At 33.8% G+C, this 26,794-nt stretch carries 26 protein-coding genes and 2 riboswitches; of the genes, 1 reads left to right on the forward strand and 25 read right to left on the reverse strand.

Annotated features, from left to right (window positions below; all coding sequences use genetic code 11):
* The 18 genes from BKP45_RS08045 to BKP45_RS08135 all read right to left on the reverse strand — a co-directional run bounded on the left by BKP45_RS08045 (position 1) and on the right by BKP45_RS08135 (position 16,743).
* Positions 1 to 423 carry a hypothetical protein gene (locus BKP45_RS08045; protein ID WP_071389218.1) on the reverse strand — a complete coding sequence of 141 codons (423 nt, stop codon included), beginning with the start codon at positions 421 to 423 and terminating at the stop codon, positions 1 to 3.
* Between the two features lie 15 nt (positions 424 to 438).
* A complete protein-coding gene (locus tag BKP45_RS08050) occupies positions 439 to 1,257 on the reverse strand; it encodes a hypothetical protein (protein ID WP_071389219.1) in 819 nt (272 codons plus the stop codon).
* Positions 1,250 to 4,039 (reverse strand): ATP-binding protein, encoded by a 2,790-nt coding sequence (locus tag BKP45_RS08055; protein WP_071389220.1) that lies wholly within the window; start codon positions 4,037 to 4,039, stop codon positions 1,250 to 1,252. The genes BKP45_RS08050 and BKP45_RS08055 overlap by 8 nt, the downstream gene beginning before the upstream one ends.
* A gap of 24 nt (positions 4,040 to 4,063) precedes the next feature.
* Positions 4,064 to 4,735, reverse strand: coding sequence for a hypothetical protein (locus tag BKP45_RS08060; RefSeq protein WP_071389221.1), 672 nt, complete (start codon positions 4,733 to 4,735; stop codon positions 4,064 to 4,066).
* The gene (locus BKP45_RS08065; RefSeq protein WP_071389222.1) at positions 4,701 to 6,833 is read right to left on the reverse strand and encodes a dynamin family protein; all 2,133 of its coding nucleotides are present in this window, start codon (positions 6,831 to 6,833) and stop codon (positions 4,701 to 4,703) included. Before BKP45_RS08065 ends, BKP45_RS08060 begins: the two co-directional genes overlap by 35 nt.
* On the reverse strand, positions 6,784 to 7,962 hold the full coding sequence (locus tag BKP45_RS08070) for a hypothetical protein (RefSeq protein WP_139193785.1): 1,179 nt from the start codon (positions 7,960 to 7,962) through the stop codon (positions 6,784 to 6,786). Before BKP45_RS08070 ends, BKP45_RS08065 begins: the two co-directional genes overlap by 50 nt.
* Positions 7,895 to 9,460, reverse strand: coding sequence for a dynamin family protein (locus tag BKP45_RS08075; RefSeq protein WP_071389224.1), 1,566 nt, complete (start codon positions 9,458 to 9,460; stop codon positions 7,895 to 7,897). Before BKP45_RS08075 ends, BKP45_RS08070 begins: the two co-directional genes overlap by 68 nt.
* 10 nt (positions 9,461 to 9,470) lie before the next feature.
* Positions 9,471 to 10,112: a hypothetical protein gene (locus BKP45_RS08080; protein ID WP_071389225.1), complete on the reverse strand. Its 642-nt coding sequence runs from the start codon at positions 10,110 to 10,112 to the stop codon at positions 9,471 to 9,473.
* A gap of 93 nt (positions 10,113 to 10,205) precedes the next feature.
* A riboswitch (cyclic di-GMP riboswitch) is annotated at positions 10,206 to 10,292 on the reverse strand.
* 207 nt (positions 10,293 to 10,499) lie between these two features.
* A complete protein-coding gene (locus BKP45_RS22065; protein WP_139193786.1) occupies positions 10,500 to 11,174 on the reverse strand; it encodes a hypothetical protein in 675 nt (224 codons plus the stop codon).
* A gap of 319 nt (positions 11,175 to 11,493) precedes the next feature.
* The gene (locus BKP45_RS08090; RefSeq protein ID WP_322788160.1) at positions 11,494 to 11,799 is read right to left on the reverse strand and encodes a hypothetical protein; all 306 of its coding nucleotides are present in this window, start codon (positions 11,797 to 11,799) and stop codon (positions 11,494 to 11,496) included.
* Positions 11,800 to 12,184: 385 nt separating this feature from the next.
* Positions 12,185 to 12,646 (reverse strand): RpiB/LacA/LacB family sugar-phosphate isomerase, encoded by a 462-nt coding sequence (locus BKP45_RS08095; protein ID WP_071389227.1) that lies wholly within the window; start codon positions 12,644 to 12,646, stop codon positions 12,185 to 12,187.
* Between the two features lie 430 nt (positions 12,647 to 13,076).
* Positions 13,077 to 13,367: a hypothetical protein gene (locus tag BKP45_RS22470; RefSeq protein ID WP_071389228.1), complete on the reverse strand. Its 291-nt coding sequence runs from the start codon at positions 13,365 to 13,367 to the stop codon at positions 13,077 to 13,079.
* Positions 13,368 to 13,513: 146 nt separating this feature from the next.
* Positions 13,514 to 14,044, reverse strand: a complete 531-nt coding sequence (locus tag BKP45_RS21510; protein WP_169824081.1) for a CueP family metal-binding protein — start codon at positions 14,042 to 14,044, stop codon at positions 13,514 to 13,516.
* A 219-nt stretch (positions 14,045 to 14,263) separates the two neighbouring features.
* Positions 14,264 to 14,773: a GNAT family N-acetyltransferase gene (locus BKP45_RS08115; RefSeq protein ID WP_071389231.1), complete on the reverse strand. Its 510-nt coding sequence runs from the start codon at positions 14,771 to 14,773 to the stop codon at positions 14,264 to 14,266.
* A 391-nt stretch (positions 14,774 to 15,164) separates the two neighbouring features.
* Complete coding sequence (locus tag BKP45_RS08120; RefSeq protein ID WP_071389232.1) at positions 15,165 to 15,560, reverse strand: hypothetical protein; 396 nt, start codon at positions 15,558 to 15,560, stop codon at positions 15,165 to 15,167.
* 178 nt (positions 15,561 to 15,738) lie between these two features.
* On the reverse strand, positions 15,739 to 15,942 hold the full coding sequence (locus BKP45_RS08125) for a hypothetical protein (protein WP_071389233.1): 204 nt from the start codon (positions 15,940 to 15,942) through the stop codon (positions 15,739 to 15,741).
* Positions 15,943 to 16,180: 238 nt separating this feature from the next.
* A complete protein-coding gene (locus tag BKP45_RS08130; protein WP_071389234.1) occupies positions 16,181 to 16,432 on the reverse strand; it encodes a hypothetical protein in 252 nt (83 codons plus the stop codon).
* Between the two features lie 122 nt (positions 16,433 to 16,554).
* Entirely contained in the window at positions 16,555 to 16,743 is a 189-nt protein-coding gene (locus tag BKP45_RS08135) for a DUF4177 domain-containing protein (RefSeq protein WP_071389235.1), read from the reverse strand.
* A 348-nt stretch (positions 16,744 to 17,091) separates the two neighbouring features.
* On the opposite strand from BKP45_RS08135, the gene BKP45_RS08140 reads away from it, so the two are divergent.
* On the forward strand, positions 17,092 to 18,132 hold the full coding sequence (locus tag BKP45_RS08140; protein ID WP_071389236.1) for an oxidoreductase: 1,041 nt from the start codon (positions 17,092 to 17,094) through the stop codon (positions 18,130 to 18,132).
* 619 nt (positions 18,133 to 18,751) lie between these two features.
* Here the strand turns inward: BKP45_RS08140 and BKP45_RS08145 are convergent.
* From BKP45_RS08145 to BKP45_RS08170, 7 genes are all read right to left on the reverse strand, one after another.
* Positions 18,752 to 18,946 (reverse strand): hypothetical protein, encoded by a 195-nt coding sequence (locus BKP45_RS08145; protein ID WP_071389237.1) that lies wholly within the window; start codon positions 18,944 to 18,946, stop codon positions 18,752 to 18,754.
* A gap of 68 nt (positions 18,947 to 19,014) precedes the next feature.
* Positions 19,015 to 19,158 carry a hypothetical protein gene (locus BKP45_RS22475; RefSeq protein ID WP_169824082.1) on the reverse strand — a complete coding sequence of 48 codons (144 nt, stop codon included), beginning with the start codon at positions 19,156 to 19,158 and terminating at the stop codon, positions 19,015 to 19,017.
* A 431-nt stretch (positions 19,159 to 19,589) separates the two neighbouring features.
* Entirely contained in the window at positions 19,590 to 20,669 is a 1,080-nt protein-coding gene (locus BKP45_RS08150; RefSeq protein ID WP_071389238.1) for an AI-2E family transporter, read from the reverse strand.
* Between the two features lie 399 nt (positions 20,670 to 21,068).
* Entirely contained in the window at positions 21,069 to 22,523 is a 1,455-nt protein-coding gene (gene cls / locus BKP45_RS08155; protein ID WP_071389239.1) for a cardiolipin synthase, read from the reverse strand.
* A 504-nt stretch (positions 22,524 to 23,027) separates the two neighbouring features.
* Positions 23,028 to 24,359: a TrkH family potassium uptake protein gene (locus BKP45_RS08160; protein ID WP_169824083.1), complete on the reverse strand. Its 1,332-nt coding sequence runs from the start codon at positions 24,357 to 24,359 to the stop codon at positions 23,028 to 23,030.
* Between the two features lie 11 nt (positions 24,360 to 24,370).
* Positions 24,371 to 25,027 carry a potassium channel family protein gene (locus BKP45_RS08165; RefSeq protein WP_071389241.1) on the reverse strand — a complete coding sequence of 219 codons (657 nt, stop codon included), beginning with the start codon at positions 25,025 to 25,027 and terminating at the stop codon, positions 24,371 to 24,373.
* A gap of 104 nt (positions 25,028 to 25,131) precedes the next feature.
* Positions 25,132 to 25,276, reverse strand: a riboswitch (cyclic di-AMP (ydaO/yuaA leader).
* A 359-nt stretch (positions 25,277 to 25,635) separates the two neighbouring features.
* Positions 25,636 to 25,872 (reverse strand): Nmad3 family putative nucleotide modification protein, encoded by a 237-nt coding sequence (locus BKP45_RS08170; RefSeq protein WP_071389242.1) that lies wholly within the window; start codon positions 25,870 to 25,872, stop codon positions 25,636 to 25,638.
* Positions 25,873 to 26,794: the final 922 nt, after the last annotated feature.

The raw sequence follows: 26,794 nt of genomic DNA on the forward strand, positions 1-26,794 counted from the left end.
CTACATAATCCAAACAATGATACTTTGTTCGTTTTGTTTGGCCCTTTCTAAAAAGAAAATTAAATTTGTGAGAGCAGTTGTTTCACGGATCGTCGATAATGAAACAATGAGTGCCTCTAGTTGTAAGTAGGGAATGAAATTTGAACGTAGCATTCCCTTTATCTCTTCGCTGTTGATGTTTTCGATTTCTGTTTCAACTGCCTCTATTTGTTCAGAGTTTAAAAAACCAAGGATCATTCCAGAATTAGAAAGTTGTTGTTGTATCGCCTTTTTTAACGCTTCTTTCTCGACCAATAAGGCTTGTTTTTGAGTCTTATCCAATGCTCGATTGAATGAATTTCTTGTTAGCTGACTATAAAGATTGATATCCTTCTCTAATTGTTGATAGACAGTTGAACTTACCCCGTAATACGTTTGCCTCATGTTCATTCACCTCTCTTATAACCTTAAGCTATTGGTTAATCCAATACTTACATCTGTTGCAGTCACATCCACTACGTATACGGAACTATTTTTTTCGGCTAATTTCTTTTCAAATTCAGCACGAACATCTGGGTTAATGTCTAAATAGTCCTTTGTCACAACAACTAATGAGTTTCCGTCATGACCTTCTACCTGTTTTAACATATGCCCCATTTCATTACGAATATAATCACTTGATCCACATTTGGCTTCAATAAAGAGATCTTCACCTTTGTTAATCTCTAATTCACCAATTTTTATATCGTCTAATGACCCTCGTAAAATGACGTCGGGTTTCGTTTCGCCCCATTCAACTTGTACAACCTGCTGCTTATCTTCAACCTTATCAAAATGATCTTTTAGTGTATCTTTCAACTGATGTTCGAATACAGTTCCTTTATACCGTTCTAACTGCTCATCAACACGTTGGTAATTCAAATCAGAATTATTGGTTTTGAGGGATTCCTCTTGCCTAGTCAAAACCTGGTCTACATTTTCATTTTTAGCGCGAATTTCATCAATGTAAGTTGGGTCAGAAAACTCACGGGTCTTTTCATTGAGGCCGATATCATCTGACATATAGCGCTCTGCATCATTAGCATTTTGCAATTCTTGCTCTAATGGATTCATATATTCAACTTTGTACTTCCACTGATCTTCAAGAGGTAATTTCTCCATTTCGATATCTTTTTGATCCCACTCTTTTATTTTTTCGATTTTATACACTTCTTGCGTTGACTCTGTCTTTGTCGCAATATTTTTTAAACCTTCCACCATCGCTGAGAATTCAAACAATGTAGTCACCACCTAGCTTTTTTTGATTAATTGACAAAAGAGTGTATTCTTTTCTGTGATGCTCGTATTGCTTTGATAAAAGAGCGAGACAAACTTCAAGGTATTTTTCAATAAAAATCCGCTTGTTTATCTGTTTGTTAATTTTCTTGTTCGTTTTAACTAGCTTAAACAAGGCTTCCTTTACAAACGAAAAGACAAATTCATCTACATTAATCCTCATATCAAAACCATATTCACTTGCATGGCTAATAATCATTTCTTTTGTACGTTGATAGTTATTGTGCAATTGTTGAAGTGGTTCTTGAAGCAATGAAAAATAAAATTTTTCCACTTCCTTGGTAAGCTCAGTATACAGAGACATATTCTGAATAATGATTTCCGTTAAAGGGTGCATCTGCTTTGTATCTAAATGATTGTACGAAACACTTTTTTGCTTTAAATCTTGATCGGACATAAAATGAAAATGTTCTTTACCATGTAAAATTTGTAAATGAGCTGGTGCATTCATACCATCGCTATACAAAAGAGCGGCTCCGTTTGTAAGTTTACTAATAAAATGAATTTTCTCGTTAGGTAAGGCAAGTGAATTTGCAACATATTCAGCATCATCCTTTGAAACAATTCTATGAATGATTTTTGTATTCGTATTTTTCAAAACGTCTGGGGCTAATTTTGTTGGCACCTGATCGACAATAATCATCCCTTCGCCATAGGCACGAATTTCAGATAGTATGTTACTTAAACTTTCGACCGCCTTTCCTTTAATGTTCACATGTTCTTGATTACCATGTTGATTGACATTAGCAAAAATCCGGTGTGCTTCCTCTAAAACGAGCAAATGCTTTAATTCCCCCGTAAATTCTGTTTCCTTTGCCTTTAAATACTCATAAATAAAGATGGAAATAAATCCGATGATCAGTGATTTTTCATCATCATCAGCCACGGCTTCAAGTTCTAAAACAGTTGGATATTGTAAAAGTGTCTTAATATCCATCGTTTCTGAAGTGTTAAGCATAAAGCCTTTTCCACCAGTCATTAAACTTTTTATTCGTGTTAATAGAGCCGCACGAATATTATGCATTTGTTCTTGAGCGTAGCCTAGTTCTTTCGTGTAATCATCAATTTCATAGTAAAGGTCTTCGATGGTAGGAAAATATTTCTCATAATTATAATGATCATTTTGGTATATATTTGCGGAAGTCGTTAAACTCCAACCTTTTTTCATATAAATATTATTTATACATTGTTCTAATATGTTAGGCATGGAGGCATACATCGTAAACGAAGCGTTAAATATCACTTTTAGGTGATCAATATGCTGCTGGATGTTCACATGAGCCGGAAAATAAAACGGGTTAATTCGAAGAGGTGAAACCGCCTCATTTCCCATTGTATATACCCGTAAATTAGGAATTACGTTTTGGAGTGCACGGTATTCCTTTTTCGCTGGTTCAATAATTAAAAAGGGTACGTCAACATTTTTTAATAAATTAAATAGTGTGTTTGTTTTTCCACTACCTGTGATACCAGCCACTAAAACGTGCTTAACAAGCTTGCTTTTGTCGAGATGAAATAACGTAGTCGTTTTCTTTTCTCCGTCATAAAGATTTCCTAATGGAATTCCTTTCGTCGCCGTTATGTTTTGGCTAAATCTTGGAACTTGAGAAAATTCATACCCGTTATACTCTTCCTTTGGAACATCTATGGCATACGATAGTTCATCACCTGTTAAAAACGAGAACTCACGAAATTGCTCATGGAATAAATCCATTGTTTGTCCCAAAGCTTCTTTTTCTAACAATCCGATAGTCGGGTACGTATCCTTTAGCAAAAAAATTTGATATGGCTCTACTGCGTCTTTACAATATGTTGACTTATATACTTCACTAGCACTAGAAACGTCGGCATGATCTTTGGCATAAATGGACACAGACGTTTTCCATAGCCCAGATGAAAGAGATTGTTGCAAACGGGCTACATGTACTTCTAACAGAGCATCTACTTCTAATGCTTGATGATCAGATTTTTCCATGTTTTTTGTTAACGTTTCTGTCGTTCCTTTTGTGTCCGAACTGGAACTCGTTGTTCCTTCACTGGTTGAATTACTTGAATTAACGACTAACAATCCACCACCACTATTGCTTCCATCAGTGTATGTTTGTCCTAAACTTGTAGAAGACGAATCAGAAGTAGCCGTGCTTTCTGAATAACTCTGTTTTAATTCAAGTGAGTTTTTTGTTCGTTGCTCAGTTACGTTTTCTAACTGCCGCAGAATCGTTGATTTATTTATAGGTTTCGCTACGATCTCAAGCATCACATCTTTATCGCGAATAAACCTAACGAACGGTTCGATATAGTTAACATATTTTGTATCATTATAGGCTGGGATTCCAGTAATGATAGCTTGGGCTTTATAGTCAGAAACTACGCTTTTTTCATTTACTTCATGAAAATCTACAGATTGAAAAAATGAACTAAATCTTTCTGCAATAGAGGTACCACTCTTTCGGCTTGTCCCAAGCAAAAATGCCAAGGATCGTTTCTCGCGATTGCTTTTCACTCGAAAAATTAGCGGTGCCGTGGAGTCTGCCAATGACGCAACAAACTGCTTTACACAGTGATTGACAAAGCTTTGAATTTCACCTATTTCGAGCTGATCAGAAATGGCGATTTTCATAATTTGAAAAAATTGATAATCAGATAAGTTACTACTTGAGCGACGTAAGCGCTGCTCTTGCAAAGGAGTCTGAATTCGTTTTAATTGAACTATATCTTCTTGCACAATAAATGCAACCCTCTTCCTATGTTAATATCGGCGGCAGGCTTCCTCTAATTGTTGAATGTATTGCATAAACAGAGCTTGGATGACTGCTTTTCTTTGATGAACGACTGTTTCAAACTTTTCTTTATTCACCTTACCAAACCGTCGGACTGGTTTTTCGATACTCGCTGAAAGTTCCTTTGACGTGCTTACAACTGGCTTTACAGTAGCTGACCGAACCATAGTACCTACTAAAGCAAAAGAAAGAGTAGAAATAACGAAAAGCAAAGGATTAGGGCTTTTTGTGATAAAAAAGCCCACTACTAATCCAACGATTGCTCCTACCCCTGTCCCTGCGTTTAAAGTTCCTTGCCGTTCTTGTTTTCCTTGTTGAACCTGATTAGAAATAGGAGTCATTTCTACATGTAAACACTGTTCCTTTGTTAACTGAAATGGTGAGATACTTAGCTTACGGTGGATACCGTCTAGAGCGGTTATTAAATTTATCTTATTATTAGGCGTTAACGAAGCTTTCTCCACCTCGGTTTTTATTTCTTCTAAAATGGCAATACTATAATTTACAAGCTTACTAGTTTCGACGTTGCATTTTTTTTGTAATGTATCAAAGTCGCTTATCCATGCACTGTCCTTCATTAGCTGATCATACATTTTGTCTAAATAATTATTGATAGACTGGGCTTTCGACGGAAAGTTCATCTTCAATAACCTCCTCCGTTAACCCAACTAACCTTTCTTCGAACCTGTGACTAATTTCCTTCACTCTAGAAGCCTTCATCTGTTTGAGTTCAATAGACGCCCTCTTCTCGTCCTCATTACGATCCATTTCTGATTTTAAATCAACTAACACACTCTCTTTAATTTTCACCACATTCGTAATGATTTTGGATACTTCACCATTTATATCATCCATAATCACATTAGACATAGAGAAAATCGGCTCTGAAATCGCTACATGACTTTCCATAAGTCTATTTTTCATCGTATCTGTTAAGTCATCAACTAAAATATCAAGCTCTCGTTTAAAACGGTATAAGTCAAACTTCTCCTCATAATCTTCAGCACCAAATAATCCTTTTAACCAGTTCCATACACCTTTTTTCTTAACCATTGAGACCGAAGAATCATAAGCGTCTCGAACCTTTTCTTGACAATCTTTGGCAATTGAAACGATGATACTTGAAAATTCACGTTCAATATTATTCATCGTAGAACCAACTAAATTATCAACATTTAAATTTCCAATGCGGTCCATCTTTGAACCTAGGTTTTTAATTTCCGCTTCTTCAAACTTTTCTGTAACAGTATTAAGTTGCTGTTGAATATCACTAATTAATACAGAGATAATCTTTTTTACATTCAAGAATGATTGTCTTACTAACTCTTTTACCTTTAGTACAAGGAAATCCTCTGCTTCTAAAATAACCGTTTCTACAATTTCCTCAGCGTTGTGACGGTTAATAGATTGTTTTGCCTTTGACCACTTCTTAAACATTTCTCGTTCAATATCCTTTGCTGTTCCAACTAATTGATGTTGAATTTCATCAGATATTTCGTCCTCTAAGCTACTATCAGAGATCCCACCTCTAATTCTTCTCATAACGAGACTATTAATATTCGCTAGCGTTTCTACTTTTACAGATTCAATTTCTTCTCGAAGCTGGTCTATTTTCTCGATATAAATCGATTGATCTTCTTCAATCGTAGAATAAATTTCTTTCATTTCGAACTTCAGTTTATTTATTGAATCTGAAAGTATATTACGAATACTAGAAATTACGTCTGTAATTAAGTATTGATTTTTACTTTGAAGGTATTCACCAAGGGATTTTTCCAATTCTCTAATTTTACTAAAGTGAATAATATCCAATGCGTTCTCATCGGTAATTTGTCTTCCTGATATGGTGTATTCAGGATCAATAGGATCAGGAATTTTAATTTTACGATCTTTTTGAATATCTGTAATTTCTAGGTCACCACTACGAAGCTGCTTGCCTCTCATACCAAAATAAGCAGATACTTCATGAATGTTAGGCTTCATAATAATTCCTGAGAGAACTTCTTCTAATTCATGTCTAGCTTTTGCGATATCTTCCGCATCGAACACATCAATTTTGTTAATAACAAAGAAAATGTGGCGACCGTCTTCTTCTAAGCTAGAATTTTTGGCAGAATTAACATAATTACGAATTTTATCTGTGAAATTGGCTTCTCCTACACTATCTGGATCTATCATAAAAATGACCGCATTCACTTGTGGAATAATATTATTTGTAATTGCCTCATGTTTTTCATGGCGAGAAAACAGACCAGGTGTATCAATGATTTCTACATTGTCCTTACATATTTCAAGAGGACAATAAACGACGACTTGACGTATAATCTCCTCATTTTTTTCGTCACGAACGGTAGTAATTTTTTTCAACACCTCTTTACAAGTATCATACGTAAGAGGTGCACCGAAGTCGTCTTTCTCAATAACTTCTACCTTATCATTTTGAATATAACTGATCTCTATTTTAATATGCTCCGAGTAACTAATCTTTGTAATAACTGACGTTTCCGCTCGAATATCCATACTTAATAAATCTTTACCAATAATAGAGTTAATAAAAGTAGATTTCCCGGCACTAAAAGGGGCTACAAGAGCAATTTTAAAATCTCCATTTTTAAGTCGATGAATTTCGTCTGAAAGAATTGAGTTATTAATAATATAGCCGTCAATATCCTCTGAACTTTGTAACTCATTAAAAATATTCACTAAATATTTCTTCGTCTCTGCAAATTTCTCTAGCATCGTCCATCACTCCTATTTGTTGTAATAATTGAATAAAACCTGATTGATCCAAAAGAAGTTGAGAAAGTTCCGTTTTATTCCTCACCTTGTTTATTGGAAAATTTAGTGGATCTACCAAGATGATTTCTGGATCGGCGATGATGTCATCCACTGTTATCTCTCCTTGTAGAAGCTTTATATACTGTTGATAATAAGAAGCTGAAACAAAATAAATAGGATCACTTGTATAGCTTTGTATTTTTGTTTTAATTTCTTTTAATAGTTCATCTCGACTTTGATCAAAGAACATAAAATCATCTACTTTGTTTACAATGATCATTTTTTCACTACCAACTGTACTTGTACAAATTTTTTCTAAGTAACTACTATACTTGTCCCATTCAAGGTCAAAAATGACGAACATACCATCATAATATTTCCCCAGATCGACTTCAGCTATATCGTTTTCCACAAAGTGATTGTTTTCTCCAACGCTTTGTTGGAGAAGGTTGGTAAGAAGACTTTTCCCTGTTCGGTCAGGTCCCACCACAAGCCAATTTTTCTTGGCAACGTCAATTCCTGCATTTCGGATACCAGAGGAAAACTGTTGTACAAGTTCAAAAAGTTGCTCCATTTTACTTAACTCAAGAAGCATAGCAGGATGATCTCCTTGTAATTTCTTCCCCATAATCATGTCGCCGTCCTGAGTAGGTACCATGACCTCACGATTTCGCCGAAGGTCTTCCAACGTAAGTTGCCCTCTTTCAAACTGATGATGCAAAGAAGCGTAATAAGAAGACACTTTAAAGACAGTAGGGTTTTTCATGATATCTTTTATAGAAGCTTTCAACTCAAGTGTCACCTTAATAACATCTTCATCATCTAGGCGATGACAATCATCAATAGCTAAAAAAATCGTTTTACTATTTTTACGGACCTTGAACACTTCTTCTACTGCTTTTTTAAAAAACTTATGACCGATTTGAGTCGGTGTTAAGAGAAAAAAGATCATATCGAAGCTTGGTAACCGTTCAATATCACACTCTGATTCAAGTACCACTTCTTTATAATGTAGCTTCGGTTTAAGTTCCTGAAGCGACTCCAACTGCCTCTTGCTTTCGACAATCCATATGGAGTTCGTTTGAAGCATTGAATTCACCTCTTTCTTGGATAAAGTTCTCTAGTCTTTCTAATTGACTAAAATCAAGTAAAAACTGTGAGTGGTACGACTCGATCTCTCGACCACTAAGAATTTCATCATTTTCAATAACAAAAATACTGCGATTTTTTTGAACTTCATTTAACTCTACCTTGTCATCTCTTAATAATTTTCCATATAGACCAAAATAGCCTGAAATAAAAAATAACTGTTTAGGTGAGTAGCTAGGGTCTAAATCCTTAAGAACGATTTCCATTTCATCCTTGATAACTTCGAGATCATCATTATAAATATCCATCTTAGAAAGCGCAAAGGCATATTTAAGTTTTTTTTGCTTTACCACGGTGAGAAAGTCTTTGATTTGTTCAGAAAAATTTGCTTCACCAATATGAGCTGGATTAATTAAAAAGACAACAAGGTCACACATCTCTAGTGCTTGTAATGCAATCTCATTATGATCGGCATGCCTAGAATTTAAGCCTGGCGCATCAATGATAGTTACACCTGGCAGATGTGACATCTTATAAAAAATTTGTACCTCTGTTGGTAATTCAACACTCCGTACCCCAGTAAGTTCTTTCAGTTTTTCTCGCAATTCAATAGGGCATTCGTAATGATATTGTTCAACTCGCTGGTTTTGATATTTTACTAATAGTACATTTTCATCGGCACAAGTGACTTTCGTAATGATTGCCGTTTCCGCTCGAATATCCATACTTAACAATTTTTCACCAAGCAACCCATTAATGAGAGTTGATTTACCAAAGGAAAATGGACTAATAAATGTTACTTTAAAGTTGCCATCATACATTTCATATTGACTTTGAACAAGCTGTTTCTCACTTTTGGCTGTTTTTTGATAACGGCTTACTATTTTATTAATAACAGGCTGTTGGATATTCACTTCCATATCAATGACCTGTAGAGCCAATTGTTCATCCACAAGCTTAAAATTAAGTTTTGCGTTCCCTCTTTTAAGTAATTCCTCTAAATAGGCGTTAGCGCGTAACCGTACAATTTGATATATTTTTTCATACAATCGTCCCGACAAACGATGTGTTCCAATAATTTGATTTGTCATTACAGTGGCAAGAGCTTTGTAAACATGCTTCTCCATTTCTGCTTCTATTTCATAGTTCTTTCTCGTATGATTGTTTTGATTTACGATTACCTCAACATGTGGTAATTCACCTTTGATTAAAGGTTGAAAATGTGTAAGAGACACTGGCAATTCAATACAAAAGGTATGAACACCATCTTTTTTTACAATATAATGATTCAGTTCATTAAAAAATGCTAGTACACGTTTGTCATTTGTTTCTGTAAAAATATGAAAAATGTATTGAGGAAACAAATCAAGGGATCGTTCTACTTGCTTGCCAATTAATACTCGTTGTTGAAAAAAATAAAAATACGGCGGGAGAACTACTACCCCATTTTCACCGCTAATGGTAATTTTGTTATCGCAAAACGTAACGGTTAATTCCATTCTTTCACCCCTACAGTAAATATCCAATGAACACTAATATAAGTACAAAAACAAACCATTTTTTTTGGCTTTTCAATAGCTGCACAGTTTGTTCGTCCACCTTCGCAGTCAACGCTTGGCTATTTTGATTGTTTTTTTCATTCGTTTTAGTTAGCGCTCGATCTAACTGAGCTAACTTATTGAGAATTTCCAGCTGATTATTCTCAAGAACACTTAAGCGTTTATGTAGAGCCTTGTCATTTTCAATTAAAAATTTATTTTGATCTGCAAAAGATTTTTGCAAACATTTGATGTGTTGATTTTGTTGTTCTTGTATTTTTACAAACGATTTTTGATTTCCCTTGTTAAGCTCACTTGTTGATTTTTCAATAGCAGTAGTTCTGTTACAAATAATCGTAAGTGATTGATTGGTAGATTCTGAGATTTCAGACTTCACATTGTTTTCTAGCTGTTTTATTTCTTTTTGAAGCTCTTTTTTATTTTTTTGTAAACTTTTCGACGTTTCTTCTTGCAATTCTTCTAAGTCTTTGGAGATTTCATTAATGGTTTCTTTTGTATCCTGTACTGCTTCCATTGTTTCATAAATAGATGAATTCATTAATATGTTCGTTTCATGAATTTGACCAAGTGTCTTCTCTGCAACACTACCCATCACTTAACCCCTTTTCATATAAAAAAATAATGGCTACCCCTAATAATAGGAATAGCCATAGGTCTTATTACCTTAAAGAGACGATTGAAACTTCTCGGTAACCCAGCCGTCATAGTCACTCGGACCTTTAGACCTGTGGCTTTGCGTCCCTAACTTTCGGTAGGTTTGCCATTTTCTAAAATTATTACTAAATAATACTATATTTATATATTACCATAGACCTATATGCAAATAAACGATTAAATTGATCCGTTTTTACGATTTTTTAAAACTACCAATCTAATAACAATTTACAGTTTCCAAGTAAGGTATTTTTATGCTTTCTTACATTATCAGAAAAAGACGCTTACTCAATTGAGTAAGTGTCATATTTTATTTATTAATTATTTATCCTTTTAAGTTGTTACTTGGATCCCCATCAGGATTAGAACGCATATAGCCGCCACCGTCTTCAACCGTTCTATTTACTGAAGTATCACCATCGCCATCACGCCAATAGCCAGAAACCTCTGTTCCATTAGCTTTAACATAACCCTCTACATAATGCGGCTCAACAAAATGCGTCCCTGGGTCACCACTAACCAAAGGGTGAGCAGTGTCTGTTGCTAAATCAGCTGCTCCATCGACGCCATCAATTACATCCACAACTCCTACTGCAATAGCTCCTACTGCAACAGTCGTTGCAATTCCTTGAACTCCATGCCTAACTCTTTCTTTATCTCCTTCTTTAATACCAGAGTATACATCCTTACCGTTCACATATGTTTTCTTTGCTGTACCATAAACCCCTTTTCCAGTTCGTATAACAGCATCACCCATATTATTTAGTCCTTGATCGCGTTTATGCGCGTCCTTTTGAAGAACTCCATAAGTAGTATCTATAGCACCATCAACAGCTTGTCCAACTGTATCACCAGCAAACTTTGACGCATAGTAGACTTCATCGCCAATTTTTGAAACAACATCAATCTTGGTCACATCTCCAATAACTTTGATGGGTTTTCCTATTACAAACCCTGCTGCACCACCTAAAAATCTACCAGTTTCTCTTATAAACCCCACAAAAAAACACCACCTTAGTTAAAAATACCTATTTTCTATAAGTATAATATATTACCAAAGTTTTATATATAAAAATATGACTCTATTTGAAAAAATTTCATAATGAAACAATAATGAATATCATCATTCGTTATTCTCACGCTAGCATACTATATTTAGTTACATTTAACTGTTCGTAACTAAATATAGATTTATGTTGCACATTTTTGGTAATCATGATATTCACTCACATAAAACAACAAATTGAATATTAACCGAATATAGTGATTGCTTCATGTATGTTCTCGAAACTTCAATAAGCACGAGGAGAAAGAGGATACTAGGTTCTTTCTTGTATAATGGTTTCATTTATTACAATTTCGGAATTTTCACACGTATACGCAAGTGGCTTATACGTTTTGACCCTAGTTGCTAACCTTTTCCAAACTAAACATTGTTCTTCATAAGATTGTTCTACATCAAGATTGAATTCCCCTTTAAACTTATAAATAACACCACCAAGAGGACTTTTTACACCAGCGAAAACAATTCTTTTATGAATATTGCTATTTATATGGTATTCCATATGCGGTTTGACTTCTAGTGGGTTCGTACTTTTTTCCCGTATTATTAGTTCCAGGCTGATATTAAGTTATCACACCCATCATTTGTATACAGTTTAGGGAACCACAAAGAGGTATCATTAAAGAAAAGCGATCAATTCATATTATAGTTTTCACCGTACAAATTTTCTTCTGTTGTAGTGATGAACATAATGGGGCAATAACCGAAATAAGTATTCGATAGACGAGTACAAGGCGTGGGGTTTTAACAATATATTTCCAGAACCACAAAGTGAGATCTTTACAAATAAAAAAGACATTCGAAAAGAATGTAGAATGTAGGCCCAGTTCTTATGAGGATCATGATTTGGTGTGAAATTTGAACGTCACTAAAAGTACAAAGGACGAAACTCTTACTTCTATTTATTTACAAAAGAAGCAAAAGATCCGTCACCTCGATTTCATTAATTATAGCTTTTTTAAATGCTTTTCTGCTATATCATTTACTTTATCAACACGTCTTTTATATTTTTCAATATCTGATAAGAACTCGGTGTTCATCCAAACTTTCACAATTTCGAGTGCAAGAGCTGAACCAATGATTTTTCCGCCAATACACAACACGTTAGTATTTGAATGAGAACGGGCTAATTCAGCACAAAAAGTATCTTGACATACTGCAGCTGATACACCATAAATTTTATTTGCAATCATTGCACTCCCATATCCTACTCCGTCAATAAATATACCACGATCCACTTTTCCTTCAGCAACTGCTAATGAAGCTGGATAAATAAAATCAGGTAAATCACAGGCTTCTTCATCATACGTACCAAAATCTAAAACCTCATGACCCTCGTTCTGTAAAAGTTCTCTAACTTCTTCTTTTAATGCATAACCTGCATGATCATTTGCCAAAGCAATTTTCATTCTTCAAACCTCCGTTGATCAAGAATAATAGTTACATTCAAGTAGCCCTTTCTACATTAAAGTGTAACCTTCAACTGAATGAAAGACAATTTATTTTTTCTAATCAGCTTATTTTTCTTTACCCGTATCAATATGTTTTTTTGAATCTTATTACATTTCAAAAAAATTAAACATCTAACTCCTATGTATTTCGAAACACCTTTGCATATTTCTTTTGATATTTACCATTTTTCTTCCGTGGTTATTAAATCGAGGGCTTTTTGTTTACATACTAAATTTCTTTGTCTGGTAATGCTAAATCGTTAAAATATCTTAGGATTTGAGTTTCCATTTTCATCAACTCCTATTATCACTTTAACATTTCTTAGGCTCTATTGCTTTCTCGTGTATAAAATCATTTTGATTACTGTTTACACATATATTCGGTTATTTACTTTACCTTACTTCTCACATATTCAAGAATGTAAAAGTTGATGCATGTTAATATAGGAATAAAAAAAGCAAATACAAAAATACCTAAACTTGCAAATAAGCCTTCGATTTCTTTCACATGATATACTTTGTAAAAAATAATGGTTAATGCTACTAATAAAAAAGTATTCATGCAGAATCCTACGAGTACAGCTAACCATTTATTTTCTTTTTTATTAAATATCCGTATAGAAACAAAAGAGGACACTATTAGAGAAATTAATAGAGTAATGTAGACAGTAAAATTCATGAAAATCCCCCAAAAATATAGGATGTTTTATTTTATTTACACATTAACATACATTCACAATCCAATGTTATTCATACTTTACTAATAATCTTATGGCAATGACCTTAACTGAAAAAAGCACCTAAACAGGTGCTTTTCGTACTTACTTAAAATTGCATCGTTGTGATGCAAGTCGCGTCTTCTTCAAAGGTAGAAATCTCAGACTCTACCATTCTTCCTTCATGTTCGATCCTTACGAGGTACGTTCGATCTCGTGGTAACCAAAAATCAATAAAACCATTTTCCAAAGAAGTCATAGTTTTGTCTACAATGATGTTTCCTTCCGAATCCTCAATATAAACGTTAAACTCTTCTTCTACCATTTCTCCTTGACAACCTGTCAAGTTATGATAAGTTCATGGATGTGTTTCTTCGATGTATGGTGCAATAGAAACAAAAAACTCGTCTTCAGGTAATCGATAAATGGTTTCAGTATTATCACTGTTAGTAACAAGAAGTTCACGAGCTGTAATTGAGACTCTCGGACTTTCTAAATTACCTACACTGTAATCATGTACCAATTCTTTAATGTTTTCTACCTCTTGTACCTGCTCTTCAGTTTCATTCTTTCCATCGCCACTGCAACCGATTAGGAAAATAGAAATAAGTCCTATCGTTGCAAAGGTTTTTAGTTTCATGTGATTTCCCCTCCCCTGTACAAAACAATTATAACATTTCCTATTGATTAACTACTACATTGATAGATCATTTCACAATAATTTCAATTATTCACTAGATATAGTAGAAAAAAATATCCTAAATTTTTTGTGGCAAATAACCATATCCTTCTTATTTTTTTTGTTGTGATTATTTAATCTCTCATATTGAAGAAAAAGTAGGTTAGTTAGAGGTAAGTATTAAATAGTCCACTTATAGTAAACAAACTTTAAACTGTTTCCATTCATTTCAAATTCTTCATCACTTGTTGATATATACTTAAATCCGTTTTTATCTAAGACTTTTTGTGAGGCTTTGTTGTTAGTCGTTGTCTTCGCTAAAATCCGTTTAATACCTTGCTTGCTAATAGTGCATAAAAACAGCTTCAATGCTTTATTAGCAACACCTTTTCCAGTATATGCTTTTCCTACTCTATAACCGATATAACCCAAATTACGAGATTTATCAATATCTATTAAGTTCATTCGTCCAATGATTAAACCCTTTTCATTCTTAATTAAATAATAATAGGATTGCCCTTTAGTTTGTTCATCTAGTAAGGCTTCGTGTCGTATTTTAAAGGTTTCAAAATAATAATAATCTTCTCCACGACTTGGTACCATTTTTTCAAAATAACCTCTGTTTTCGAGTTCAAATTCATATAACTTTTTAGCATCAGTTGGTTGTAATTTTTCCAAAGTAATTTCCATAATAGTTACCTCTCGTTATTTCTTTGACTACAGTTTATCCTACCATCCTTCTCCCACTAATTTGGATCTTTAGTTTAACACCACTTCCAAAATGTTTAGATAAAAAAAGAGTTACTATAATTGCATCTCAAAATTTTACTATCACTTTCGTTACTGGAAGAGAACTCGTTCTAGCTTTGCTAGAACATCGAAAATTCAGATGGAGTCTCAACTCCACCTGAATGGAACTCACCTACGCTACGCTTAGAGGTGGGGGCTATGACCCTAATATGAACAAATCAGTTCGATTATCTAAACTATTCAATATCGAATAAAAAGGAATAACTGGCATTACCTTGCTCACATGTAACAAAAATTTCAAAAACAGTTCTCCCTTTATGACTAAAAGTGTCTATTTCATAAATGTGCCTGTAACATCATTATTTTCATCCCAAGTCTTAACCTCGTATCTAATTGGAGTTGTCTCAAAATCTATGGAAATAGCCGAACCAGAAGTTACTTTCAAGGGTTCCTTGTTTTGAACTAAGTTAGGTGGCGCGTCAGAAGATGCTTCAATACCTGTTGTTTTCCCATTTTTACAACAATAAGTCCAGCTATATAGTCCAAGTACACCATTAACTTCCTCTACACCATTAGAGATTGTAACATTAGGTGGATTCTTGTAGATACTTTCTTGCAGTTCTTCATTTTCGTTATTCACTTCATTATAAATATCAGTTTCATTCGTGCAACCACCTATTATTAAAAACAGCAAACTAAAAAGAATTAGTAAAAATTTAATTCTCATTTATTCCCCCATAAAAATAGGATTTTTCCTATTATATTACTACTTAATTAGACGGATTAGATGGACTTAAAGTTTCAGTTTTAGCTCTATTCTTCTCAACTTTTCTGCTCAATACTCAAACACAAGCGTCACCGCTGCTATTGCAGTAACGGTTTCGTTCGTATAAATAAGATAGATATTACTTATTTTTTTCATTATCAATCTTTCTGTTTCTTATAAAACCAAAAATAACCAGTCCAATTAGAAAAAATGATAATAACGTAAAAGAGATTCCGTAACCAATTTCTTGATTAATATAATTTTGATTTGCGAATATCCCCATCGAAATGGAACTCATAATTAAAGATATTAGTATAAATGGGTGAACTTTGGCTTTGTCCAACACATCTCCCCCTTAAAACTTAAAAAATCACTATCTACTATATTTCTAAACATACTCTTCTTGTCTGATAATCCAGTTCAAAACTAAAAAAACGTAGGTAACGTTGCAACAACAGTTCCTCAACAAAAGCTTTTGTTAGTGTAATAACCAGAGGAAAATTCTTTCAACAATTGTACCAGGAGTGTTAAGTGGTGTATTACCAAAAGTTTGATTTTTTACAAGCGAACATTAATAGTAATCAAGTCGCCCAATTTTTCAATACTCCTTCTAATCTTATTTTTCTTTTATTATTTTCATCTTGTAATTTTTGCAATTGATACATAACAAACCCAACGAATAGACCGCCTACTGCAAACCCTAAAATATTCGGTAAATAGGAAGTTATCTCAATGGATTCATCTTTGAAATAATCTGTTATGATTAATAAAGTAGTTGTTAATATGGGAAATATTATTATCCAAGTCAACGCTGTTTTTACAAATTTATTCATAGCATTATCCTTTTCTGATGTTCATTTCTTTTACTTTTCCCCCATTACTAAAACAGGGGTAGCACTTGATATCGCCAAACCTATTAGCATAGAAATTAATCTAATAAGAAAACCAACCGTTATTAATTAAGGGGTCTCTCAAAAATAATTTCAAAATATGAAGCAGAACCATAACCTTTAGTTGCTGGTGCAAATAGTTGGATAAACCTCCATCCCTCTTTTGCATGTTTAGTGATCACAACTTGATAATCTTCTTTTGGTTTACTACTCCATGAACTAAGCTCAATTTTTACAAATTTATATTCATACATATTTTTCCCTCCTGTGTAAAGTAGTTTAGTTATTATACGGATAAAGTTGGATTATCGTTTCAAGATAAAGAAAATATCAATACGAGTTAACAGTTCACATTATTGTTCTACACTTTACCATTAGGCGTTACAATTGACCCTAGTTGTCCTTGCCCTTTTTGTTCGTAAAAGTAAACAAAAAGTAACGTTGCTTTTTTCAGGCTATTGGTTTCAAATGATCATGCTATCATATTCATTTTCCATACTTACAATTTTGGTCATTCTTTTATAAAATGTATCTAAGTAACTTCTTTAATTGACCACTGGCGTTAAAAATCTTTTACTAAAAAAGAAAGGAGTGTTTTCATCTTGACGTTAACGATGGGGATTATAGGATTTGGAAAAAGTACCAACCGGTATCATCTTCCTTACATAACTTTAAGAAAAAACATTCGAGTTAAATCGATCTTCAACTTACGAAGAAAACCAGAATCAGAAAAAAATTATACAGATTTTAATATTCATTTCACAACCGATTTAGACTCATTTTTAAATGATTCAGACATTCAGCTTGTCACGATATGTACACCTGCCTCTACCCATTTTGAATATGCAATGAAATGTTTAGAATACGGCAAAAACGTATTAGTTGAAAAACCTTTTTGTGCCACTGTTGAAGAAGCAAAAAAGTTACTAGAAATTGCTGAAAAGAAAGGCTTAATGATTATGCCTTACCAAAACCGAAGATTTGATGGTGATTTCTTAGCTGTAAAAAAAGTATTAAACGATGGTTACATTGGAGAGCCAATTGAATTAGAATCGCATTTTGACTACTTTCGTCCAGATAACAGTGTCTATCACGGCTCACCAGTGGATGGTACATTTTATGGGTTGGGCGTACACACTATGGATCAAGTAATTTCACTTTTTGGTCGCCCAAAGCATGTTTCTTATGATATACGGTCGATCCGAAATTCAGAAAGCATTGATGATTACTTTGATGTGAGCTTATTTTATGGAAAATTAAAAGCGATTGTAAAAACAAGTCATCTAGTTAAAAAAGAATATCCAAAGTTTATCCTTCATGGCACAAAAGGCAGCTTTATTAAATACGGTATCGATCAACAAGAAAATGATTTAAAACTAGGTATCATGCCAGGTACTGATGACTTTGGAATGGATAGCCCTAACCAATATGGAATTGTCACTTATCAAAATGCAAATGGTGATTGGATTGAAAAACAAATACCAACACCAACTGGTGATTATGGGCGTGTTTATGATGCGTGTTATGAAACGATCATTAATGGGGCGCCAAAATTAGTAAGTAATGACGAAATAATGACGAATATCGAAATTTTAGAAAAAGGGGGTATGCAGCCTAGTCCTAGTACCATATCTCTTGACTAAGTGAGGTCCATACAATCAAAAAAACTTCTTATTCTAATACTGATGATCAACTCTAAATCACTTCATTACTTTAGCAGCCAAATCGATGAAAATTATGTGGTAAGCAACTACCCTAACAAGTGTACTTATATTTTACAAAACATGAACAATTTTTTATTAAATAAAGCTGAACTTCAATCAGTGGGGGTTTTCATTCATCCCGCACTGATTGTTAGTTCAACTTATACCACAGGCATAAAAATAACTCATCATCAGTTTTCACTGATGAAAGTTATTCTATATCAGACCTTTAGGGGAAGTTAATCCCCCACCTAAACTTCTCGATTTTCTTATGTTTTGAGGTGGGGGTCTACTGCCACTTAAGAGTGGGACAATAATAGTCCGCGCCTAATTTCTTAGGTATGGACTATTTTTGTTTTAAATAAAAAAATGTAATCACAGCAACTTCGCACATTTATGTTCTCATTTTGTATCATAACAATTAACTGAACTTAGCTAGTTTTGCTTTTATTTAACTCTATCCATCTAATTCTCTAAAAAAATATGCTGTACCCTGTTGAAGCCTAAATAATTATAATTAATAACTAAAGTGTTAAAGTCTATATCGAAATTTTATCTTTTAATTCAAGTTTAAAGCAAGAGCATAACTACTCTGTTCTAGTAAAAACCCAGAAATAGGAATAAGTTCATCCATTATCCCTCCTTCCTTCACCGTTACTTCATCAATTGCTCCTACTCTCATACTTTTATCAATAAATGGGGTAACTGCAATTTGCTCAACGTTTTCTTCAAGTATGGTACCATCGGTTTTCATTAGATAGACATCTAGAAGAATAGGTTTTCCAACCCCATTCCAACGAAGTGTATAACCCCCTAAATATATTACTTTTTTTCTTCAAATGCCGCTTTTGTAATCCATGTGTGATCTCGTTTAGTAAAATGGCCCTGATTTTGTAAATAAGAAAACCCGATTATTAAAGTGAAAGTGACGATTAACGAAATCATTATTATCCTTTTATTTCTCATTGCTAATATTCCCCCAATAGTTGAAAACTTTTACATGTTCAATATATTACTATCTCTAAGTTATTCTGTTTTTTAGTAATCTCTTACACTTATATTCAAGTTTAATAAAGCGAACTGAAGTTGGTCAAACTTATAATCTTTACTAAAAGTGAACTATTAGTTGTGGTTCATTCACTTCTGCTATTCCTTAAGTTCAAGTCCTTATTTTTTTACTAAAATAATACACAGATCCCTTTTATGAAGAATGTATCGGCTACGTTCCTATTTCTTGTCCGGTATGTTTACCGATTGGGACTCGATAAGTAAGAAATTTTACATTCTCTTGCAAAAAAAATACGCATTGGCTTTATTTTGTCCAATGCATTAAATAAGTTATTTTTGATATATCTTCATGACAGGCTATTTTTCTCTTGTTAAAAATGGTGACTCTTTTATTTTGTTTCTCCTTTCACTTTCCATAACCCGTATAGGTGGGTAACGATGACCTTTCCAATAGCATAGATCGGAATAACTAGGATCATTCCTACAATACCGATAAACCTTCCTGCAACTAACACTAATATCATGACAGTCACTGGATGGATAGACATCCTTCTACCAATCACTTGAGGTTGAACGAACACACTCTCTATTTGTTGGATGACAATGACAATAATCAATACAAACAATGCCATCATTGGGGAATGAAGTAAACCTACCGTGACAGATGGTACCGCACCTATCCAAGGACCAATATATGGTATAACATTTGTAAGCATTCCAATAATCGCTAGGATTAATGCATACTCTAAACCAATAATTGAAAAACCGATGTAGTAAAGAACTCCAATAAACGAACAGACGATTAAAACTCCTTGAATATAACTACTCAATGTTTTATCCATGTTTGTTAATATCGGTCCAACTTCTTGTTGTTTTTCTTTACTAAAAAAATGTAAGAAATAATTAGGGAGTCGCTCCCCTTCCTTTAACAAATAGAACAAAATAAAAGGAACAATAATAAATAATAGTAATGTATTAAAAATTGTCCCTATAAATCCAAAAGTATTAGCAACAAGTTCACCAATGAGTCCACCTACTACAACACCTATTTGTTCAATCTGATCTCTCAAATTAAATACTTCTACCAAACCAAATCGTTGGACGAGTTCATTTTGCTGCAACTCTATCATTAACAATTGTAAATCTGAGATAATTTGAGGCATGCTATTAATTAATTTGAAAAATTGTTTTTGAATTTCTGGTCCGATAAAAGAAATGAAACTAATACCCAATGTAATTAAACCAAGATAGATGAGAATGATTGATAACACTCTGGACATTTTTTTGCTTAACAGGTGAACCAATGGTCTTAATAAGTAAAATAGTATTCCTGCAAGAAGAATAGGAACAAATAATGTTTGAACAAACACAACAACAGGTCGGAATATCCAATCAATAAGAGTCCCTAAATAAATAATTAAAAAAAGCAGAATTACTATTGAACCTATTTTCAGGATCTTTATATACATTTATCATACCACCTTTTTTTCTTATCAAAAATACAAGTAAGTTCATTTTTCACATTTCGTCTAATAGTCAATGATAGAATCTATGTTACTTGTCCAAATCGATTATGTACTCGACAGCGCTGTCCCAAACTTTTTATGATGTAAACTAGTTTACTAAACTTCGATCGCACTCTCTGGCGACAGTAATAACACTTATTGAAATTCAGAATTATGTAAGTTGCAGTATATAGAATTCTAATCTTGAAATCAACCCCAAAAAAACCATTACATCATTATTTAGATAACTTATATCTAATTAGAAACACACCTTACCAACTAGATATAGGGAGCTTGTTTTGATTCTGTTTTCACTTTTCAATTAAGTATTTTTTAAAATATCACTTTCAAATGAAACCTAAACTATAAAATAGGTGACAAGAGTCGTGATATCGATTCTTTGAATTTGATTAGATTAGATCTATTTTGATATCGCTCTAAAGTAAGAACCGAACACACAGTAGAATCTTCCAAAAACATTTGCTTAAGCTGTGTTGCTACCTTCTCATCATATACTGTTGCATTAATTTCAAAATTCAACTCGAAACTTCGATTATCAATATTAGTCGTACCAACCGTAGCCACTTCTTGATCTACTACCATTGTTTTCGCGTGCAAAAAGCCATTTTCATATAATAAAATCTTTGCACCATAAGCTAATAGCTCACCTACATACGACCATGTTGCCCAGTACACAAAAGGATGATCGGGTTTATTCGGAATCATAATACGTACATCGACTCCAGAAAGAAGAGCCATCTTACAAGCATCCATAAAACTAGAATCCGGGACAAAATACGGCGTTTGGATCCACACTTCTTTCTTCGCTGATGAGATTAATTTTATATACATGTTTTTAAGATGTTGAGTTTTTGAACTTGGACCACCTGATATAATTTGAACGATACTATCTGCTTTATATGTTTCTGTTGAAAACGAAAACTTCTTTATGTTACCTGTTTGTTGTTTTGTCGCTTGATTCCAGTCTAAAATAAACCGCCCTTGAATATGTTGAACAGCATCCCCCTTTATCCTCAAATGTGTGTCACGCCAGTAGCCAAATTTTTTATGAAGCCCTAAATATTCATCACCGACATTAAAACCACCTATGTAAGCAATCTTTCCATCGATAATACAAAGTTTCCGGTGATTCCTATTGTTAATACGAAAGTTAATCAACTTAAAAATTGAAGGGAAAAATTCACCTACTTCACCACCATTTGCTATCAGGTCTTTGTAAAAAGATGACGAGATTTTTCTCGAGCCAATCCCATCATATAACACACGAACTTTTATCCCATCCTTTGCTTTCTTTGTAAGTTCATCCCTTAGTTTTTTTCCTAATGAATCTCTGCGTATGATGTAATATTCAATATTTATTTCTTCTTTAGCATTCCTTATATCATCAAACAACGTATTAAATTTATCTTTTCCGTCATTTAATATTTCAATTTCATTATTGGTTGTCATCAATGCATTTGCTGACGTTAGGTTCATCCGAATCGATTCTCTATATTTCGTAATTAATGGCTTTTGTGAAAATTCTTCATCATTTAGCCTTTGAAGCTGCTTATCAACCATCGATTGCAAATATTCTTTTTCTTCAACCGACATCCGATAAAAGTTTTTACGTCGTAATCGTCGACCGAAAAAAATATAGAATAAAAAACCAAGGACCGGTATAAAATAAATCACCATTAACCAAGCCCAAGTAGTACCAATGTCTTTTCTTTCAATAAAAACCAAAATTCCAGCCAAAATAAAATTAATCAATACAATGATTGTAACTAAGTTTGTTGCTATGTCACCAAAATCCATGTACACTTACCCCTATTCCTAGCATTCACTTCTTAAATTATCATACCCCATAGTATATCATGATCGAAAGTCCATAATAAAACGCTACATATAAGTAAATGTAGACCTAGTGATTGAGTAAATACAATTCATCCTATAATTCAATAATAACTGATAATGAACTCCAATGGCTATTGAGATAATGAAATCTAACGAAATAAAAGCACTTAAATTCAAGTGCTTTTATTAATAGTAATTCAATCTTTGATTTTATGTTCATATAAAAAAATTCTTTCCTCGCCTCATTGATCGCTTCATAATTTTTTTAAATTTGCTCTAATTTGGTTGTTCTTATTAATCACTAAGTGCCTATGATAAGCCCTCTTCCTAGTTTCCGTGGAACTAAAAGCTACTCTAACTATCACCATAAACTTTCCACTTACATTAACCGGCAACTTCGTGCACTAATTTAACGATTTTTGGTATGAATTCTCCCACTTCAAGCGCTTTTAAATGGTGAGCAGTTTAACCAGTAAATACTTCATCTTCTGGATATCTAATGTTGGATTTTTTAGGTTTTGCTAATGTAAATGCCAAGGTAAGTGGACCTATCCTTCCAATGAACATCATTAAAATAATAATTTGTTTACCAATTGGAGACAATTCTCCAGTCAACCCCATGGATAAACCAACTGTTCCAAAAGCTGATATTGTTTCAAAAACAACCATAAGGAAAGAAGCATTTTCAGTAATCGTTAAAGTAAATATTGTTAGAAAGATAAATATAAGACTGACAACGATAATGGCAAGTGCTTTTAATATGACATGCGGTTTTATAGTACGATGGAAAACAACAGTTTCATGCTTACCTTTAAGAAAACTTAAAGTCGCCAATATCATTACAATGAAAGTTGTTAACTTAATACCACTTCCTGTAGAACCGCTTCCTGCACCAATAAACATTAACATTAGAAGATAAAAAATTGATGTAGTTGTCATATCACCAATTTCTATTGTATTAAAACCTGCTGTTCTTGGTGTTACAGCTTGAAAATAAGAAGCCCAAATTTTATCCCCTAGGCTTAATTGACCTATAGTTGCTGGATTTGTATATTCCAATGTAAAAACCAGTAGCATAGATACTACATTAATTACTAAAGTACCAATTAACATTAACTTTGTATGAAGGGATAGGGTTCGAAATCTTCTTTTGCTCCAAAGATCTGCTAATACTGTAAACCCAATACCACCTGTAATAAATAAAAAAGTAATAGTCAAATTAACAATTGGGTCTCCAACATAACCTGAAAGGCTATCGCCCCATAACGAAAAACCAGCGTTATTAAATGCTGAAATTGTATGAAATAAACTTGTATACATACCGTAACCTAAACCATATTCAGGAACCCACCGAAGCGAGAGAATAATAAATGCAAGAAACTCAAAAGTAAAGGTAAAGATAAGTAATATTTTTACTAGGCGTACAAGCCCCCCAATTGAAGTTTGATTTAGGGCTTCTTGGATAAGAACTCTCTGATGTAGTCCAATTTTTTTTCCTAATACCATTACTATTAAGACAGCAAATGTCATTAATCCTAGACCACCTAATTGAATTAATATCATAATAACCACTTGCCCGAAAACTGTAAAATCAACACCTGTATCTACAACAACTAAACCTGTGACAGTGATCGCAGAAGTGGCAGTAAATAGTGCGTCTAACCAAGAAATATAAGTGGTTGATGCAATTGGTAATTTTAATAATATAGTTCCTAAAACAATAAATACTAAAAAACTAAACGCTAATGTTTGTGGTGGTGAAAGATATATAACTCGTTTGTTTTTAAACTTAGTAATTATATCCATCATTATAACCTTTCATCTTCAAACTTCTTAATATCATGATTTCCACCTACCATAATCAGAATATCTTTTTCATAAATGATTTCTGTTGGAATAGGAGATATAATTAAATCGTCAGCACGTTTAATACCTAGGATAGTGCAACCAAATTTTGCCCGTACATTTAACTCCGATAATGATTGACTCGATATTTTGGCTGTTGCCATTACTTCAACAATACTGTATTCAGGAGAAAGCTCTATGTAATCAATAATCTTATCAGAAACTAAGTAATGAGCAATTCTTACTCCCATGTCATGTTCTGGATGCACGATTCGATCCGCTCCAATTTTCTCCAACACTTTATGATGGTAATTATTTTGTGCTTTTACCCAAACATTTTTTACTCCTAATTCTTTTAGAACCAATGTACAGAGAATGCTTGATTGAATATTGTCACCAATTGCCACAATTACATATTCAAAATTTCTGATACCAAGAGAGGTTAATGCATTTTCGTCAGTAGCATTTGTTACAACAGCATGGGTCGAAAACCTAACGTAGTCATTAACACGAGCCTCATCACTATCAATTGCCAAAACTTCATGGCCTAAAAGATTCAATTCTTTACAGACACTTCCTCCAAATCTCCCTAACCCAATAACTGCAAATTGTTTCTTCACGCTAAAATACCTCTTTTCTATAAATAACGGATTAAATTTATTATCTACAAAACCAAAAAAGGCCATTACAAAAAGAATGGACCAATAATCATTGTTTTTTTGCTCCCTCCTCTTTAATAACGCTTACGAGGTTAGCTGCCGGGTTAGGGACAAAAGAGTATCCCCCTTACTAATGTAAGATTCACCCCATACAGTCGAGGACTGAAAAAATGGTTCCCCCGCTCAAATTTGATTCAGCGATTTTTTAGGATATTATGATATGTAAATTTACTCCTATAATTAAAAGTTGTCAATAAAAAATATTGATATCAAAAAATACTTAAACAGATTTCTTAAAGTTTACAAAATTATGTGATTGATCATCTTTAACTTTCTTTTTTAAATAAGCGACATCTTCATCATTTAATACTTTCCAAGGCCTAAGTGTAGACGTGATCGCAGCTAAATCTGATTGATTTTCATTATCTAGACAAATTATTTAGTAGAGTTTTTGTTATTTCTAGAGGAACTTCAAGCACATATGATGTAATTGGGTTACCAAAAACAATCGTTTCATTCTCTTCGAGTGCATCGTTATATAAATGAGGATTTTTATACATTAGCACAATCTATTCATCTTGTTGTGCTTTGGAAACAGGAAGAACAATTTCAACCTCATAAAAAGAAGTAAGATAACGCTTTTTTCTCATCGTTGTATGAAAGAAAAGAAAATCACCCGGCTTAACATTTTCACGTAACTTCTTTCCATTTAACTTGAAGTCACCATATGTATACTCAGAAAAATACGGGTCCTCATGTCCTTCATTTCTTCTTGGATCGATATATCCAATTAAGTAACTAGCCATCAGTATCTCTTGTTTCACAAGTTTAGTTTAGAATATATTGAGCAATTGACTTGTATTTATACTAACTTACTGTTGTTCTGTGTAGGGCTACGATGCATTCTTAACAAGTCTAATGTGGGACAATGACTCTATAAACTGTCCCCACTGAATTTAGATCTCCATATAACTAATTTGTTTTACCTTACGCACTATTCACTCTTTAAAATACGGTACGGGAAATTAATTTAGAGAATTGAGCCTATTAATCTCTATACAACATTCACAGAAACGGCTAATGATGGCCCTACTTATCTTGAAATGACTTTTATTTACCGATAATCAAACATAATTATGTAGAGCTACTCCTATCGGGGGGGATCTGCGCGGTAATTCGGAATTGCGCTCGATTGTTTGTCGAATATGCGCGATCACCTCTTGTTTGTGCGCGATTCTCAGAATTTATGCGCGCACCGTTGATTTGCGCACGATCGGGGGTGGGGGCTGCGCGGTAATTCGGAATTGTGCTCGATTGTTTGTCGAATATGCGCGATCACCTCTTGTTTGTGCGCGATTCTCAGAATTTATGCGCGCACCGTTGATTTGCGCACGATCGGGGGTGGGGGCTGCGCGGTAATTCGGAATTGTGCTCGATTGTTTGTCGAATATGCGCCGTCACCTCTTGTTTGTGCGCGATCCTAAGAATTTATGCGCGCACCGTTGATTTGCGCAGGATCGGGGGTGGGGGCTGCGCGGTAATTCGGAATTGTGCTCGATTGTTTGTCGAATGTGCGCGGTCACCTCTTGTTTGTGCGCGATTCTCAGAATTTATGCGCGCACCGTTGATTTGTGCACGATCGGGGGTGGGGGCTGCGCGGTAATTCGGAATTGTGCGCGATTGTTTGTCGAATATGCGCCGTCACCTCTTGTTTGTGCGCGATCCTCA

Source organism: Anaerobacillus alkalidiazotrophicus, assembly GCF_001866055.1.